Origin of the sequence: Streptomyces sp. NPDC102462 (assembly GCF_044765425.1) — a bacterium.
In the GTDB taxonomy this organism is placed as follows: Bacteria; Actinomycetota; Actinomycetes; order Streptomycetales; family Streptomycetaceae; genus Streptomyces.
In genome coordinates, this window is record NZ_JBIWKB010000006.1 from 58,101 (window position 1) to 73,412 (window position 15,312).

14 protein-coding genes, 1 tRNA gene and 2 pseudogenes are annotated in these 15,312 nt (G+C 69.5%); 6 read left to right on the top strand and 11 right to left on the bottom strand.

All coding sequences use genetic code 11. From position 1 onward, the window contains the following. Positions 1-35: 35 nt before the first annotated feature. Positions 36-109: transfer RNA gene (locus ACIRFL_RS07420), tRNA-Met, on the bottom strand. Positions 110-259: 150 nt separating this feature from the next. On the opposite strand from ACIRFL_RS07420, the gene ACIRFL_RS07425 reads away from it, so the two are divergent. Both ACIRFL_RS07425 and gltX read left to right on the top strand, forming a co-directional pair. Further along, the gene (locus ACIRFL_RS07425) at positions 260-508 is read left to right on the top strand and encodes a restriction endonuclease (protein WP_404024966.1); all 249 of its coding nucleotides are present in this window, start codon (positions 260-262) and stop codon (positions 506-508) included. A gap of 176 nt (positions 509-684) precedes the next feature. Next, positions 685-2,058: a glutamate--tRNA ligase gene (gene gltX, locus ACIRFL_RS07430; protein WP_404025298.1), complete on the top strand. Its 1,374-nt coding sequence runs from the start codon at positions 685-687 to the stop codon at positions 2,056-2,058. A gap of 7 nt (positions 2,059-2,065) precedes the next feature. Here the strand turns inward: gltX and ACIRFL_RS07435 are convergent, their stop codons facing one another. Genes ACIRFL_RS07435 through ACIRFL_RS07475 form a run of 9 tightly spaced genes read right to left on the bottom strand, consistent with a single transcriptional unit; the run spans position 2,066 to position 11,148 of the window. Continuing rightward, a complete protein-coding gene (locus ACIRFL_RS07435) occupies positions 2,066-3,052 on the bottom strand; it encodes a glycosyltransferase (protein ID WP_404024969.1) in 987 nt (328 codons plus the stop codon). Further along, positions 3,049-3,663, bottom strand: a complete 615-nt coding sequence (locus tag ACIRFL_RS07440; protein WP_404024971.1) for an HD domain-containing protein — start codon at positions 3,661-3,663, stop codon at positions 3,049-3,051. The genes ACIRFL_RS07435 and ACIRFL_RS07440 overlap by 4 nt, the downstream gene beginning before the upstream one ends. 5 nt (positions 3,664-3,668) lie before the next feature. Further along, positions 3,669-5,384 (bottom strand): carbamoyltransferase C-terminal domain-containing protein, encoded by a 1,716-nt coding sequence (locus ACIRFL_RS07445; RefSeq protein WP_404024974.1) that lies wholly within the window; start codon positions 5,382-5,384, stop codon positions 3,669-3,671. 25 nt (positions 5,385-5,409) lie between these two features. After that, positions 5,410-6,201 (bottom strand): radical SAM protein, encoded by a 792-nt coding sequence (locus ACIRFL_RS07450; protein ID WP_404024975.1) that lies wholly within the window; start codon positions 6,199-6,201, stop codon positions 5,410-5,412. A 16-nt stretch (positions 6,202-6,217) separates the two neighbouring features. Beyond that, positions 6,218-7,333 carry a hypothetical protein gene (locus ACIRFL_RS07455; RefSeq protein ID WP_404024978.1) on the bottom strand — a complete coding sequence of 372 codons (1,116 nt, stop codon included), beginning with the start codon at positions 7,331-7,333 and terminating at the stop codon, positions 6,218-6,220. Next, entirely contained in the window at positions 7,333-8,442 is a 1,110-nt protein-coding gene (locus ACIRFL_RS07460; protein WP_404024980.1) for a radical SAM protein, read from the bottom strand. Before ACIRFL_RS07460 ends, ACIRFL_RS07455 begins: the two co-directional genes overlap by 1 nt. A 3-nt stretch (positions 8,443-8,445) precedes the next feature. Then, on the bottom strand, positions 8,446-9,444 hold the full coding sequence (locus tag ACIRFL_RS07465; RefSeq protein ID WP_404024983.1) for a D-2-hydroxyacid dehydrogenase: 999 nt from the start codon (positions 9,442-9,444) through the stop codon (positions 8,446-8,448). Next, entirely contained in the window at positions 9,441-10,751 is a 1,311-nt protein-coding gene (locus ACIRFL_RS07470) for a glycosyltransferase family 4 protein (RefSeq protein ID WP_404024985.1), read from the bottom strand. Before ACIRFL_RS07470 ends, ACIRFL_RS07465 begins: the two co-directional genes overlap by 4 nt. A 43-nt stretch (positions 10,752-10,794) precedes the next feature. Then, the gene (locus ACIRFL_RS07475) at positions 10,795-11,148 is read right to left on the bottom strand and encodes an ATP-binding protein (RefSeq protein ID WP_404024986.1); all 354 of its coding nucleotides are present in this window, start codon (positions 11,146-11,148) and stop codon (positions 10,795-10,797) included. A 376-nt stretch (positions 11,149-11,524) separates the two neighbouring features. Between ACIRFL_RS07475 and ACIRFL_RS07480 the strand changes: the two genes are divergently transcribed. The 4 genes and pseudogenes from ACIRFL_RS07480 to ACIRFL_RS07495 form a co-directional block, all read left to right on the top strand. Next, complete coding sequence (locus ACIRFL_RS07480; RefSeq protein ID WP_404024988.1) at positions 11,525-12,970, top strand: carph-isopro domain-containing protein; 1,446 nt, start codon at positions 11,525-11,527, stop codon at positions 12,968-12,970. Positions 12,971-12,980: 10 nt separating this feature from the next. Continuing rightward, positions 12,981-13,934 carry an FAD-dependent oxidoreductase gene (locus ACIRFL_RS07485; RefSeq protein WP_404024989.1) on the top strand — a complete coding sequence of 318 codons (954 nt, stop codon included), beginning with the start codon at positions 12,981-12,983 and terminating at the stop codon, positions 13,932-13,934. A gap of 21 nt (positions 13,935-13,955) precedes the next feature. Next, positions 13,956-14,135 (top strand): annotated as a pseudogene (locus ACIRFL_RS07490) (transcriptional regulator); the annotation flags it as partial. Further along, positions 14,132-14,425 (top strand): annotated as a pseudogene (locus ACIRFL_RS07495) (flavoprotein); the annotation flags it as partial. The pseudogenes ACIRFL_RS07490 and ACIRFL_RS07495, both read left to right, overlap by 4 nt. A gap of 32 nt (positions 14,426-14,457) precedes the next feature. Here the strand turns inward: ACIRFL_RS07495 and ACIRFL_RS07500 are convergent. Next, on the bottom strand, positions 14,458-15,201 hold the full coding sequence (locus tag ACIRFL_RS07500; protein WP_404024992.1) for a hypothetical protein: 744 nt from the start codon (positions 15,199-15,201) through the stop codon (positions 14,458-14,460). Positions 15,202-15,312: the final 111 nt, after the last annotated feature.

Genomic DNA, 15,312 nt, shown 5'->3' on the forward strand with positions numbered 1-15,312 from the left:
CGCCCGACAAAAACCGTTGGACGACTCGATCATAGTAGCGGGGACAGGATTTGAACCTGCGACCTCTGGGTTATGAGCCCAGCGAGCTACCGAGCTGCTCCACCCCGCGTCGTTGGAGTGAGCCAAGCGTACAGCACTCAGCCGCCATGCCTGCCAGATCTGGGCGGTGCCGGCGCGACGGGTGCACCGACGTGCGGAGGGTCGGCGGCTCTCACGACAATGGGGCTGACGTCCTGGGGTCCTTCCCGATGGGCGGAGCATGGTGATCCAGTGCAAGCGGTACACGCCCAGGAGCAAGATCCCCAGCCGGGAGGTCCGGGACCTGCTCGGCGCGAGGGTGCATTTCAAGGTCGACGTGGCGATCTTCGTGGCCACGACGTACTTCAGCAGGCCGGCTGAGAAGTTCGCCACGGAGAACGACATCCTCGCCGTCCATCGCGATCACCTGGGGCTGTGGAACAACGGGGCCTCGCTGTTGTCGCTCGGCGCGGTGAACGGCCTTGGGTAAGGGGACCGGCGGCACCGAGAGCGGTGGAAGGAGACATACGAGTAGAACGAGAGTCAGCCGGAAAACGACGGTGCGGCGGTACGCGGAGTGGTCCGGGGCCAAGGCACCGCGTCGGTACCCTGGCTCCCATGTCTACTGCCCCCGTTCGCGTTCGTTTCGCCCCGTCTCCGACCGGCATGTTCCATGTCGGTGGGGCACGGTCCGCTCTCTACAACTGGGCGGTGGCGCGACAGTCCGGCGGCACGTTCGTTCTGCGGATCGAGGACACCGACGCCGCCCGGAACAAGCCGGAGTGGATCGACGGGATCATCAACGCGCTCGCTGCGATCGGTATTCATGGCGAGGACCCGGCCTTCGAAGGGCCGTACTTCCAGTCGCACAATGCCGATCGGCACCGCGAGGCGGCCCAGCAGCTCTTCGAGGCCGGCCGGGCGTATTACTGCGACTGCAGCCGGGAGCAGCTGAAGGAGCGCACGGGGTCGGAGCACCTCGGGTACGACGGGTTCTGCCGGGACCGAGGGCTGGCCTTCGAGGAGGGGCGGGCGCTGCGGTTCCGGACGCCGGACGACGGCGAGACGGTAGTCGTCGACCTGGTTCGCGGAGAGCCGGCGTTCCCGAACAGCGCCATCGAGGACTTCGTGATCGCCCGCGGTGACGGGTCCCCGGTCTTCCTGATCGCGAACGTGGTCGACGACCTGGACGAGGGGATCACGCAGGTCATCCGCGGTGAGGAGCACCTGTCGAACACGCCGAAGCAGCAGTTGCTGTGGGAGGCGCTTGGCGCCAAGCCGCCCGTGTGGGCGCACCTGCCGGTGATCGTGAACGAGAAGCGGCAGAAGCTGTCCAAGCGGCGGGACAAGGTGGCGCTGGAGGACTATCTCGCCGAGGGCTTCCTGCCCGAGGCGATGGTGAACTACCTCATGCTCCTGGGCTGGGGTCCGGGCGACGACCGGGAGATCATGCCGTACGAGGAGCTGGAGCAGCTCTTCCGGATCGAGGACGTCAACACCGCGCCGGCGTTCTTCGACGTGAAGAAGCTGACGGCGTTCAACGGTGACTACATTCGCGCCCTCTTGCCGGAGCAGTTCGCCGCCGCCTGCGCGCCGTGGCTCGTCGCTCCTTACGCGCCGTGGCGGCCGGAGGCGTTCGACACGGCAGTCTTCGAAGCAGCCGCGCCGCTGGCTCAGACGCGGCTGGCGCTGCTGTCCGAGATCACCAGCTACGTGGACTTCCTGTTCCTCGACGAGCCGGTCGAGGACGAGGCGTCGTGGAACAAGGCGATGAAGGCGGGCGCCAACGACATCCTGTCGGACGCCCACGCCGAGCTGGCCACGGTCGCGGAGTGGAAGGCGGAGGATCTGAAGGCCGTCCTGCTCGCCGTCGGGGAGAAGCACGGGTTGAAGCTGGGCAAGGCCCAGGCGCCCGTTCGGGTCGCGGTCACCGGCCGGACGATCGGACTCCCGCTGTTCGAGTCCATGGAACTGCTCGGCCGGGACCGCGTGCTGGCCCGTCTGGACGCCGCGGCCAAGAAGCTGGCCGCGCAGGCATAGCCGTTGGTCAGGCGACCTGTGCGAACAGATCGCCCCAAGCGTTGCCGAAATAGTTCAGGTCGAACCGGGCCAGGGCCTCGTACGGCGCCTTGGCCTCGGCCTGGCGTGCCGCTGCCCGTTCCCGGACCTGCGCCGGTAGACGGCCGAGATCCGGGGCCGGCTGGCCGGTCAGCGCGGCGAGGTCGCCCACGCCGGCCACCGGGCGGATGAGGCAGGGCAAGCCGAGCAGTAGAGCCTCGGCCGCGCAGCGGCTCCAACCTTCCTGCATTCGAGGGAGGAAGACTCCGACGTCGCAGGCGCACAGCAGCCGCAGATACCGCTCGCGCTCCACGTCGTAGTGGGCCCCGTCGAAGCCGATGGTGTTGCTGCCGCTGGTGATCACCCGCATCCCCGGTACGTCGGCGAGGGCTGCCGAGACCTCCTCGGTTCCCTTCCAGTGCACGGCCTTGCCCGCGTAGACGCCGATCACGTCCGGGGACAGGCCGAACTCGGCGCGGCACTCGATTCGGTCGAGGCCACGCGCCTGTTGGACCTCGGCCATGTCGAAGGCGTTGTAGATCACCCGTGCGTTGCGAACGCCTCGGGCCCGGAGGAAGTCGGCCCAGTACGGGGCGACGCACACCACGGCGGCGCACTGCGGCAGCACCCGGAACAGATGTTCCCAGAGCATGGCCTCGACGGGAGCGGAGTCGTGCTGCAACGGCTCGTAGTGGTGCAGGAGGAACACCGTTCGGGCGCGCATCCCAGGCGTGAACAGCAGCAGGCTCAGGTCGTCCCACACGAAGGTGCCGGTGGCGCCGTCCAGTGCCCGGATGGAGGGTGCCAGGCGGGCGAGGTGGCGGAGCTTGCGCCAGCGGCGGACCCGGTAGGTCCGCTTGTGGTCCGGGACGGTGCGCCACTCCACGTCGTCGGCCGTCACCTCTTGGAGCATCCGCAGGTAGACCCGGCCGCCGGTCCGGCCGACGGGCTCCATCGAGTAGACGACCCGTTTCACCGGCGCACCTCCTGTGTGTGTCGGGCGTACTCGGCATGCAGCCGCGCGTGCATGGCTTCCAGATGAGGGCCGAGGCCGCGGGCGGCGTCTGCGAGAGGGAGGTGGAAGTCGTGCAGGCCCTGGAGGAACCGTCGGCGCCGGTCGGGGTTCGGGGATGCGCCGAGATCGCGCAGGTTGTGGAGGCGGTCGGCGAGCCGGACGAGGAGGTCCGCGGGCGGGAGCGCGGCCTGCTTGGCGCGCCAACGGGTCTCGTCGCCCACGGACTTGGGGCGCCGTTCGAGGCGGTGGTCGGCCGTCATGGCACGCAGGCGGGCGGTGAACGGACCTCCAAGGTGATGGACGAGCAGCACCTCCGATTCCGGGGCCACCTCCAAGGCGTCGTGGAGGAGGGCGAGGAGGAGGGTTTCGGGGTGGGTGACGCCGATCTCCGTCCTCAAGAGCGTGATGACGGCCAGCGGGTGTTCCAGGTACGGCGTGCCCTGGTCACGGGTGTGGCCGTCGTAGACCGTGAGTGCGAGACTGCCGGCCACGCGGGCACGGTGCTGCTCGTCCGTACTCCACGCGGTGGCACCGAGCACGGTCACGACGCGGTCCAGGCCGATGGGGTTCATCCGCCTCACCTCGTACGGAGGGGCATGGAACGGGGGTCGGGCACGTGGTCGGCGAGCAGCAGGGTGTCCCCGACCACGAGGGCGTCGAGGTGTAGGTCCGCCGTCGCTGCCACCGCCTGCTCGGCGGTCCGCAGGATCGGGGTGCCTTTGCGGTTGAAGGAGGTGTTCAGCAGCAGCGGCAGTCCGGTGCGGTCGTGGAAATGTTGCAGGAGTTCGCCGAGGCCCTGGTGGTCGGGGGTGACGGACTGGACGCGCGCGGTGCCGTCGTGGTGGGTGACTGCCGCGATGCGGTCGGCTCGGCACCGGCGGACGCGGGCGACACGGTTCATGAAGGGGTCGCCTGCCGACATGAACCACTCGGTGGCGTGCTCGGCGAGGATGGCCGGTGCGAAGGGGCGGTACGTGGCTCGCTTCTTGATGGCGTTGAGCCGGTCCCTCGTGGCGGCGTGACCGGGGTGGGCGAGGATCGAGCGATGGCCGAGCGCCCGCGGCCCGAATTCGAGCTGCCCCTGCACCCAGCCGACGATGTGGTGTTCCGCAAGTAACTCCGCGGCCGTGAGCGCCAGTCCAGGCCCGAGGTCGGGCAAGGCGCGGTAGCCGGACGGCATGGCTGTCCCCGGCAGCGTGCCGGGGTAGGGGCCCCAGGCCGCGTCGGTCGGCACCGGCAGGCGTTCCTGCCCGAGCTGGTAGTGCCAGCCGTAGAGCGCGGCGCCCACGGCTGTGCCGGCGTCGTGCGGGGCCGGCGCGACGAAGAGGGTGTCGAAGCCGCTGTCGGCGGCCAGCTGGCCGTTGAGGCGGGAGTTCAGGGCGCATCCGCCCGAGAACACCAACGCTGAGGCCCGAGTGAGCCGTTGCAGGTGGCGGGCGATGTGGACGACCGATTCGACGAAGACCTCCTGGACGGCGGCGGCCAGGTCGGCCCGCTTGTGTTCCGGCTGTTCCGCGACGTTGTCGGCGGTCCATGCCCGGCCATCAAGGAGCAGCGGTGTGCTGCTGTCCGCCGAACCCCAGGGGTGATCGATGCGGACCTCGCCGTCCTCGCCGAGCCGGACCAGGTCGCGGACATGCGCTCTGTAGCGCTGGGGATCGCCGAAGGCCGCGAGAGCCATCATGCTGCCTTCGGGCTCGTCGCCGGGCGGGATTACTCGCCGGGCGAGGTTCCGGTAGAAGTGCCCGAGGGAGGAATGGATACGCCGGGGCCCCGCCGGGCTGGGGACGACGGTCGGCATGCCCTGGTGGAGGCGGTCGATGCGGTCGGGCCGCAGGTCGTACCCCGTGATGCGCTCCCGGCCCGGACCGAAATCGGAGCCCAGGGATGAGCCGCCGGCGTCGATGACGAGGCCCGCCGCGTGCTCGTGCCCGGAGAGCAGATAGCCGGAGAGCACGTGGGCCGTGTGGTGGGAGAGGAGGCGAAGGTGTTCGCTGAGCGGGGCGGGCAGGAGGGCGGCGAGTTCGTCCCGCTCCTCGGCCAGCCACCAGCCGGCCGCAGGGCTGGGATGCATGGAGGCGGCCCAGACGGCGTCCACGTCCTGCGGTTCGATGCCGGCAGCTTCCAGGCACCACTGGAGCGCGCGGGTCGGGGAGGTGAGCGTGCCCTTGCGGATGGGATGGTTGTGCTTGACGCCGCTCCAGCGTTCCTCTTCAGCGGCGTAGAGGCGGCCGTCGATGACCAAGGCGGCGGCGGTGTCGTGGTGGAAATTCAGTCCGAGGACTGCGGGCATGGTGGTGTACCTCCGGCCTTGGGGATCAGACAGTGAGGGCGGGGACGAGTGCGGCGCCGGAGTCGGTGTACTCGTGGCAGCGCAGGCAGAACCGGTAGTGGTGGCCCCGGGGCGCGAACACCTTGGCCGCGAAGTCCTCGTCCCAGATGCTGAATTCGCTGTCGTCCTTCGCCATGGCGTTGAAGCAGCGGTAGCAGGACCCGTCTGTCTCGATCATCAGGTGCTGGTCGAGGTAGCGGTCGCAGATGCCGCGCAGTTCGTTCGTGGGCTGGCCGACGTCGACGTGGTGTACGTGGTTGGTGATGTGGATGGCGCCGTACCTGTCGCACAGCTTCGCGAGCTGTGTGAGCCGGGTGGAACTAATGCCTTCCAGAACGCTGTTGATGACCACGGTCTTGCCAGCTTCGCGGAGACGCGGCACAACGGCGTGCACTTCGTCGTAGTTCTCGTGTTCGTCGTCGCAGCCGATGAGGATCTGGTCGTACGAGCTGAGGGTGGCCTCCATGATCCGCTGGTTGCGGGCCAGGGTGATGGCGTTCGTGCCCAGGACCATGACCTTGTTCGGCAGACGGGTGCGAGCGGCGTCGCTTACCGCGGGGAAGTCCCGGTGCACAGTGGGCTCGCCGCCGTTGATGTGCAGTTGCTGGAAGGGGATGGCCTCCAGCCGGGTCAGGATGGTGGAGAACAGTTCCAGGGACATGTTCTCGCCCTGGGCGCCGTCGGCGAAGATGCAGAAGTCGCAGGACCGGTTGCACTTCGTCGTGATCTTGATCTTCGCTGTCTTCAGGGCGCGGGGCAGAGACGCACGCGCGGTCATGGCGAGACTCCTTGGGTCAGGGGTGGACGTCACCAGGGCTGAGGCTGAGGAAGTCCTGGACGATGGACTTCTGCTGGTGCCAGCGCGCGAGGGTCGCACGCAGGGTGACGGCGGTGGTCGGTCCGGTGGGAATCAACGCACCCATCCGGGCGGCCAGCCGCTGTGCGGGAGTGGCTTCGTCTGCAGCGAGCGTGGCCAGGGTCTTTGCGGCGGACCGAAGTTCCTTCGCCTCCCGCCGGATCAGGTACTCGGTCGCCACACCGGGCGGCGGGTCGAGGTAGTACACCCAGCGGGCGACGCGTACGCGGAGCATTCCGGCGGTCATCACCCAGTCCGTACAGGGGTCCTCGCCCTTGTCAGCGGAGCGGCACGCGTCGGGAATCCGGCGCGTGGCCGCCTCCAGGGCGACGTGGGCGGCGCGGAGCAGGTGACGTGGATTCCGTGGGTGTGAGTCGGGCACGTCCTCGGCGTGCCGGAGGAACAACTCGGCGTGCCCGTCCAGCCCTTCCGGGCGCCACTGCGTGAGAGCGGCCGTCTTTCCGGGGCAGCGGGTCCGTGTCGCGAGTGCGGCAGCGGCGAACCAGCACGGTGCGAGGTAGTGCCAGGCCACGCAGTGACGGCGGTACGCGGTGATGTCCTCGACCACGTTGTCCGTACTGTCCGCCGCCAGTTGGTATCGGCCACCCAGCCGGGTCTGGAGGATGCCCCGGTAGAACCGCTCGTCGACCTCGCACCAGGGCGCCATCTGGGCCCGGGACTTCCAGCGTTGGAAGTCCCGGGCGTTCCCGGTGATCAGCGACCAGGTCGCGAGTTCGGGCGCGTGGACGAGCCGCGCGTCCGCCTCAGACACGGTGAACGCGAAACCGGGCGGATGCTCCAGGAGACGTCGATGGGAGATCTCCCGGCCGACCGCGGCGGTGTGCGCGCCGGCCAGGCGGTGGTTCCACTCTTCCCAGTCCGCGGGAGACTGGGGAAGGAGGACACGTATGTCGATGTCCGAGTGGGGAGCCAGCAGGTCGGCCGGCTGCCACTTGTGGGTGAGCATCGCGGCCCCCACGCCGTGGGCGTCCAGCTCGCGTTCGTACAGGTCACCGAGCCCTCGATAGAGGGGTGGTGCCTCGGACACGGCCATCACCGTTCCCTGGTGGAGGCCCGGGCGCAGGAGGGCTCGGCCGCCTCAGTGGTGAGGACGGGGAGCAGGGGCAGGACCGGAGTGCCTTCGGGACGTTCCATACGGTCCCAGCGCAGGTCGTAGTCGACGTAGTGGAAGCCCTGCCAGGCGTCGTTGGCGTTGCGGTCGAGCATGGCCTGGAAGAGGTGGGCGAAGGCGTCGCCGAGGGTGCCGTCGGCCAGGTGGGGCTTCAGTGGGATGTCGCGGTTGTGGAGGATGCAGGGGCGGGCCACGCCCGTGGGCGTGATCTTGATGCGGTTGGCGTCGGAGCAGGTGGCGCAGCTGGAGTTGGAGATGAAGCCGATCGATCCAGCCCAGCCGGCGGGGCGTAGGTACTGCCCGGGGCTGCGGACACCCAGCTGGCCCCTGGAGACTTCGCCGGCGTTCGCGAACCACTCGTGGAGACGGTCGCGGACCTCTGCCTCGCCGATGAACTCGGTGTCGAACAGCGCCTGCGCGGGACCGATGTTCTGGAGTTCGATCAGGCGGACAGCGATGGGCAGATCGCGGGCGAGCTCGGCTACGCCGAAGGCGTCGTCCAAGTAGGTGCGCTGAAGAACGCAGTTGATCTTCACCCGCAGACCGAGAGAGAGGGCGGCATCGAGGGTGCGCAGTGTGGTGCGCGGGTCGCCGCCGCCCATGATCGCGGCGGACCTCGCCGGGTCGAGGCTGTGGAGGCTGAGGTTGAGGTACGTCAGACCGGCGTGGTGGAGTTGTTCGACGCTCAGCCCGCGGCGCAGGTTGCCGTGGCTGGTCATGCCGATCGCCGCGTCGGGCCCGAGGCCGTCGGCGAGGCCCGCGATCAGGTCGAGGATGTCCGCCCGAAGGGTCGGTTCGCCGCCGGAGCAGTGCGCCTTCTTGATCTTCCAACCGCCGGCCTCGGCGGCGATGGCCGCGTAGTCGGAGGCGGTCAGGGGACGGTCCTTGTGCCCGTAGTCCGGCATGCAGCGGGGCTTGCAGAACACGCAGTCCAGGTTGCACAGCGAGTTCAGGGTGAAGGCCAGGTAGGGGTGGTTGCGGCCTGTCTCGGCGAAAGCGGCAGCCAGGCCGCGGTGGCGTGTGGTGGGCATCGGTCAGCCTCCTGTAATCGGAGAGCGGGTCGTGGGAACCTCGGCCAGGCCGTTGAGCGGCCGGCCGGCGAGGTGGCGGCGCAGGTTGTCGGCGAAGAAGGCGACTGCCTCGTCCATGTACGTGCGGCAGAGCGTTGCGCTCTTCGGCGTGAGCACGACCCGAGGGTGGAGCCGCAGCGGATGACGGGCGGGCAGCGGTTTCGGGTCGAAGACGTCCAGGGCCGCGCCGCGAAGGTGGCCGGCGCTGAGGGCGGCCAGGAGGGCCCACTGGTCGACGGTTGCCGCGCGGCCGAGGTTGAGGAAGAGGGACCGGGGCTTGCACGATGAGAAGAGATCGGGGTCGAAGAAGCGGTCCGTGGCCGGAGTAGCAGGCAACAGATCGACCACCACGTCTGCGACGGAGACCGCCTGGTGCACCACCGACGTGTGCATCCACGTGATCCCGCCCTCGGCGGCCACCGGCGGCGTGCGCCGTACTCCGATGACGTCCATGCCGAAGGCGCGGGCGGCACGAGCGAGGTGTCCTCCGATGCTGCCGCAGCCAACGATGGTCATCGTTGCCCCGGCGAGGTCGAAGAACCCTTCGGCCAGATCGTTCTTCCACCAGGTCCGGTTCCGCTGGACGCGCTGGCTCATGAACAGTCCGCGGGAGAATCCCAGGATCAGACCCATGGCGTGCTCTGCCATGGGCTTGCCGTGGAACCCGTACGAGCGGGTGAGGGCCACCCCGGCGGAGTGCGCCTCGGCGGCGGGCAGATGGTCGGTTCCGGCGGCCGGGGAGGCGATCCACCTCAGCCGAGGAGCGTCGCGCAGCCACGATGACTCGAATCTCCACCCGAAGTAGACGTGTGCGTCGGTGAGTAAGTGCGGTACGTCTTCCTCGCTCGCTGTGCGGAACTCGATGTCGGGGAAGGCGGCAGACAGGGCACGCTCGTGCTCGGCGGACAACTGCCAGAAGGAGTGCGGAGACTTGAGGCTGATCAACACCACCGGCCTGTTCATCGTTGTCGGCCTTCTGCGATGGGCGACTGCGCCAATGCCCAGGGGGCGATGCGGTTGATGACGGAACCGATGCTGGCCTCGTAGTCGTGGTGTGAGCGCACCAGTGCCGTCCCGGCTTTCCGGAACCGCTCGCGTTCTCGGGGCAGGATGGTCAGGGCACGGTGAAGGGCGGCGGCCAGGGTCCTTGGATCCCGTGGCCTGGCGGTGAATCCGGTCTCGCCGTCGACGACGGTCTGGGCCAGTCCCCCGGCACGGGTTGCGACCACCGGGCCCGCGCCCGCCGCGAACGCCTCCAGCGGTATCCGCCCAAAGGGCTCCTCCCGGGAGGGAACCACCACCGCGCGCAGGGCCGGGTTGTGCAGCCAGGCGCGGATCGCGGGGGTGAAGCACGTGATCAAGGTCGCGTCCAGGCCGTACGCGTGGATGCGGGCCGCGAGGCCCTCCTGGTACGGGGTCGGGCGTTCTTGATCGTTCGAGGTCACAGCCGCCAGGAGCAGGTGCGGAGCGCGGACCTCGCGCTCCTTCAGGATGCGCAGTGCTTCCAGGAGGTCTTCGAAGCCCTTGGTGGGCACGGCGCGGCCCATGGCGAGCAGGAATCCGGCCCGGGCCTTGAAGGGCACGGGTGGCGCGCTTGCCGGCCTGGCCATCTCCTCCTGGATCAGCCCGTTCGGGATGCTCACGATGCTCGTGCGGGGAACGGCGTAGCTGGCGATGAGGTGGCGTCGCATGTGGGAGGAGATGGCGCCGACTCGCCCACCTCGGGCGGTCGCCGTCCGCAGGGCGTCGCGCTCCCAGCGGACTCGGTGCATGTCCTTGGGCCGCGTCAGCGCGGTCGTGGAGCGGGGGACGAGCAGAAGGTCCATGGTCGGTGTCGTGTGGTGGGCGAGCCCGAGGAAGGGGACGTCGAGACCGATGAGGAGGCAGCGGCTCGCGCGATCAGCGATGCGTACGGCTGCCTCGCCTGCCAGGTCACACATCTGCACCGAGCCGTGGACCGAGTCGGGCGGCGCCTGGACGTACGGGATCGTGATGACGTCGGCCTCGGCCTGCCGCAGCATCCGTTGGACCTCGCCGGCCCACCGCCGATCGTGCGCTCCCGCGGTTACCGGCACGCGCGGGGTGATGACCGAGAGGCGGCCCGTCGGCAGCAGGCGGGCGAGAGCTGTGAGGAAGGCTCGGTTGCTGAAGCCGGTGCCCGACTCCGCGCCGTAGAAGCCCTCGTGGAGGACGACGATGACACGGGGTTGGCGAGCGGCCTTCGGCACATCCGTGGGCGAGGGCGGTGGAGTCGCATGGTCGATGCGCACCGTGTATGCCTCCTTGGAGAGCGGGATCGCACAGGCGTGGACATCAGGTGTCGGCGGACGAAGGGCCGGCCCCTCGGGTGAGCCGGCACCAGGCACGGGTGCCGCGGGTGCCGGTCGTCAGCGACCAGGCATCGGCCAGGGCCTCGACGATGGCCAGTCCTCGTCCCGATTCGGCCTCCTCGTCGGGAGCCGGAGGGGACGCGGGCCCGGGGCAGGAACAGCCGCCGTCGGTGAGGGTGATCTCGATCGCCAGGCCGTCGGTGCTCGGACCCCTGCGGTCGATACACAGGACCAGGGGCGGGCTGCCCGAGGTGAACGCGTTCGTCGCCAGTTCCGATCCGATCAGGCGGGCGTCATCGAGAAGGTCCGTCTCGGCGTCGTACAGTGCTACCGCCACGGCGCTCCGAGCGACTTCGGCCGCTTTCGGCCCGTACGGCAGATCCGTGATCAGTGTGGTCGTGCCGCCGCGATCGGTAGGCCCGTGTCCGGGGACAGAGGATGGTCGCCGAAGGCTGCGCTCCAGCACACTGCCCGGACGGCTTTGGGATGTGCTCGTGTGGTGTGTCAAGGCTCACCTCTTTCTCCGTCCGTGTCGAAGGCGGCGCCTCTCGCCGGGATCCAAGAACACCGGAGGAAGCCGGTAGCGCAGGACCCGATCAGCGGGTCAACTCGGTCAACTTCCTTGAGCGGGCGGTGAACTGTTCGACCGAGGGCGTCACGATGGGAAGCGCGTAAGGCAATGGATGAACCACTCGGGCAAGAGGTGGTCGCACGTGGCACCGCAGTCAGGGGAGCCCAACGCCGTACTGGCGGAGTGCCTCGACGAACTCGGGTGGAGCCCGAAGGCACTGGCTCGCAAGCTCAACAGAGTGTTCGGACCGGGGACGGTGGCTGAGTCCGCGCCGTACCACTGGAGGGACTCCGGTTCTCTGCCACGCTCGCCGTTACCCACGATGGCCGCCTATGTGCTCTCTCAGGAGCTGGGCAGGTCAGTCTCGGTGGCCGAACTGTGGCAGGGCCGTGTGGGCGACTCCTCGGCGCTCGTCCCGGCGGACACGGATCTCGCACGGCCCTGGACCGTGCAGGGTATGGAGGCGATTGTGGAGGACTGGGTGAGGGGAGGGCTCGTCGACCGACGACGCTTCCTCGCGATCTCGGGCGCGGGACTCCTCGCGATCGTCGCCCAGTACCTCGACGGCACCGCGGGCCGCGGACAGTACGCGCCCCGAATGACGCCGTCGGTCGGTACCGATCCGCTCGTTGACCAGGTGGAGCAGCACCTGCCCATGCTCCAGCTGCTCGACGACGAGCACGGAGGGGCACGTCACCTTCCGTACGTGGGTGCTCAGTTCCGTGCGGTCGGGTTGCTGATCCGCGAAGGAAGCCACCCTCCCGCTGTTGTGAGCCGTCTGATCCGCGCGCTCGCGGAGATCGGCCAGCTGGCCGGCTGGATGGCCTTCGACGCGGCCGATCACGGTCTGGCGCAGCGCTACTTCGCTACGGCGCTGAGGGCCGCACATCAGGTCAACGATCTGCCCCTGTGCGCCCACATCCTCGGTGACCTGTCCTTCCAGGCAGCGAGCCGGGGCCACCCCGCGGACGCCGTAGCCCTTGGTGAGGCCGCACGCCGAGCCAGCGACGCGGCTCCGCCGGCCGTCCGGGCATCCGTCCTGTCCCGGCTCGCCTACGCGTACGCCGCCGCCGGCCGTGACAACGACTTCGCCCACACCCGCGGATCCGCCCGCGAACTGATCGCAAGCCGGGACGGTGGCCAGGAGGAGCCCCGCTGGATGTACTTTCTCACCGACAACCACCTGGACTGCCAGGCCGGTTACGGCCTCATCCAGATGGGTCGTGCGCAGCAGACGGCGGACAGCGGCTCGAAGAGCCGTCGCTTCCTCGCGCAGGGGACCGAGATACTCCGGTCCGGAGCGTACGACGTCCCGCGCGGTGACCCCAGCCAGCGCAGAGCCCTGTTCGAGGGGGCCTGGCTGGCCCTGGGGCACAGCGCCCACGGGGACTTGGAGGCGGCCTGCGGGATCGGCCAGATCGCTGCCGACCGCCTCGACGTGGTGCGCTCGCCTCGTAGCGCGGCGCTGCTCCGTCAGCTCGCCGTAGAACTTCGTCGCCGACAGCGCAACCCCCACGTGCGCAGCTTCCTGCCGACCCTGGAGGCCGCCCTTGCCCGACACGCCCCTTCGTCGTCACCCGGCCGTTAGGGTCAGGATCATGACCGCAGGGGAGCACGTTGTCGTTGTCGGGGCTGGGGTGGCAGGGCTCACCACCGCCGTCGTTCTCGCCGAGGCCGGGGCTTCGGTGCACGTGATCGCCGAGCAGGTGCCCGGCATCACATCGCTGGCGGCCGGGGCGATGTGGGGCCCCTACCTGGTGGAGCCGAAGGACAAGGTCGACCACTGGGGGCAACGGTCCCTGGATATCTTCCGGGAGCTGGCCGAGGACCCGACCACGGGAGTGCGGCTCACCAGCGGCATCGAGGCGTCCCGCACGGCCGAGGCCGCACCTGACTGGGCCACGACGTTGCCGGGCTTCCGGCCGTGCGAGCCGGCGGAACTCCCGGCCGGATTCACGGCGGGCTATCGGTTCACCGTGCCACTGATCGACATGCCCGCCTATCTCGACTACCTCCTGCGCCGGCTGCGCGATGCCGGAGGAACGGTCGAGCAGCGGCAGCTGGCCTCGCTCACGAACGCAGGCCCTGCCTCGGTGATCGTCAACTGCACGGGCCTCGGCGCACGCGGCCTGGTCCCGGACCCTGACCTGCGGCCCATCCGCGGTCAGCACGTCGTCGTCACCAACCCGGGGCTGAGCGAGTTCTTCTCCGAGGACACCGGCCCCTCGCCGGACCTGCTGTGCTTCTACCCCCACGGCGACACCGTCGTCCTGGGCGGCACCGCCATCGACGGCACAGGCGACCTCGCCCCCGACGACAAGGCAGCTGCCGACATCCTCGCCCGTTGCGCCAAGGTCGAGCCCCGCCTCGCCCAGGCCCGCGTCCTGGAGCACCGGATCGGGGCTCGACCGACCCGTGCCACGGTCCGCGTGGAGGCGGAGGCGTGGGAGGACGGCACCGTGATCTTGCACAACTACGGGCACGGGGGCGCCGGTGTCACGCTCTCGTGGGGGTGCGCCGAGGAAACTCGGGAGTTGCTTTTCACCGAGTGAGGCCGGAGGCCGCGTGCTTAGAGTCAGCAGGGCAGAAGTGCCGACGGCTACCAGTCCCTGCGCATCGCCGAGAGCTGTGCGGCACAGGACGTCCGCCGCCTGGTCATACGCGAAGTGCTCGGTGGCATGGCAGCCCGAGGCTCCTGCCGGACGCTGCCCGAGTTGCATTACTTCAGCCGTCAACTGGGAGTGCCTACGTGAGTGATCAGCCCGACAAGCCGTTCCTCCAGATCGTGGTCTGTGCGGCCGGGATCGCCGCCGACGTGGGTCGGCTGATCACCGCAGCACAGGAGCGGCATTAGGACGTCGGTGTCATCGCCACCCCACAAGGACTCGGCTTCCTTGACGCGGAGGCGGTCGAGGCCCAGACCGGCCGCCCCATCTGCTCGGCCTAGCGATCACCGGGCGAACCGTGCCCGACTCGGCCTGCGGACGCGATCGCGGTCGCCCCGGCCACGTTCAACAAGTGGGGCGCCGGAATCTCCGACAATCCCCGGGCCATGCAGGGCAGGGGCGGCGAGAGTCACACCAGCGTCGAGGGAACCGAACCGGAGTGGGCCGCGGAGAAGGTGATGAGCGGGCAGTAGCCCTCCTCGGCCAGCCAGGCACGGGCCCGGCCACGCTTGCGTTCATCGCTGAACAGGTGGTACCGGCGCCGGGCGCGATCGTCACAAGCGAGCACATCCTTGAAGCGCCGGAAGCCGCCCCTCCCACCGAGGGCGCTGCGCAGCCGGTCGGCGAGAGCGGCGTCGCCCACCTCTTCGACGAACAGCTCCATGTCCCGGTAGGCGGCCCGGGACCCCAGAGCCGGCACGTCCAGCCATGGCCCGGGATCCTCCGCTTCCTCGGCGTCTGGCCCCGGCGACCACTCGTCGGTGAACGCTGCCCAGCACTCCCCGGTGCGCAGGTCGATCCTGCCACCGGACTCGACCGGGTCACCTTCCAGCAGCATGGCGAGCACTTCCAGATCGACCGCGAGCGGGCGCGGAAGAGGGGATGCCGCGCATCCCATGGCCGTGCACAGCTGGTCGGCGAGTTCCTCGTCGCCCCGGAAGCCGCGCTCCCGTAGTGCTCCGAGGAACGTGGCCGCCGTCTCCGCAGCCCCGGCCACACCCCTCGCGGCAGCCCCGGCCACACCGTCGCCGGCCAGTTGCAGCACCTCGTTCACGGGCCCACGATCCAGCGCGGCGAGCAGCGCGGCTCCGTCCCGCGCGTGGAGAGCGCCGCGCACGGCCCGCAGCCCGGCCTCGTCCCATCCATCGACCACGACCCCGACGGTAGCGTGCACCGCCGGGGATGTGCGATGCCGGGACCCATCGATCTCCCCGACGGCCCGAGCTGTTCGAGCCGGCCCGGTCTGCCTCTGCGTCCCGGCCCA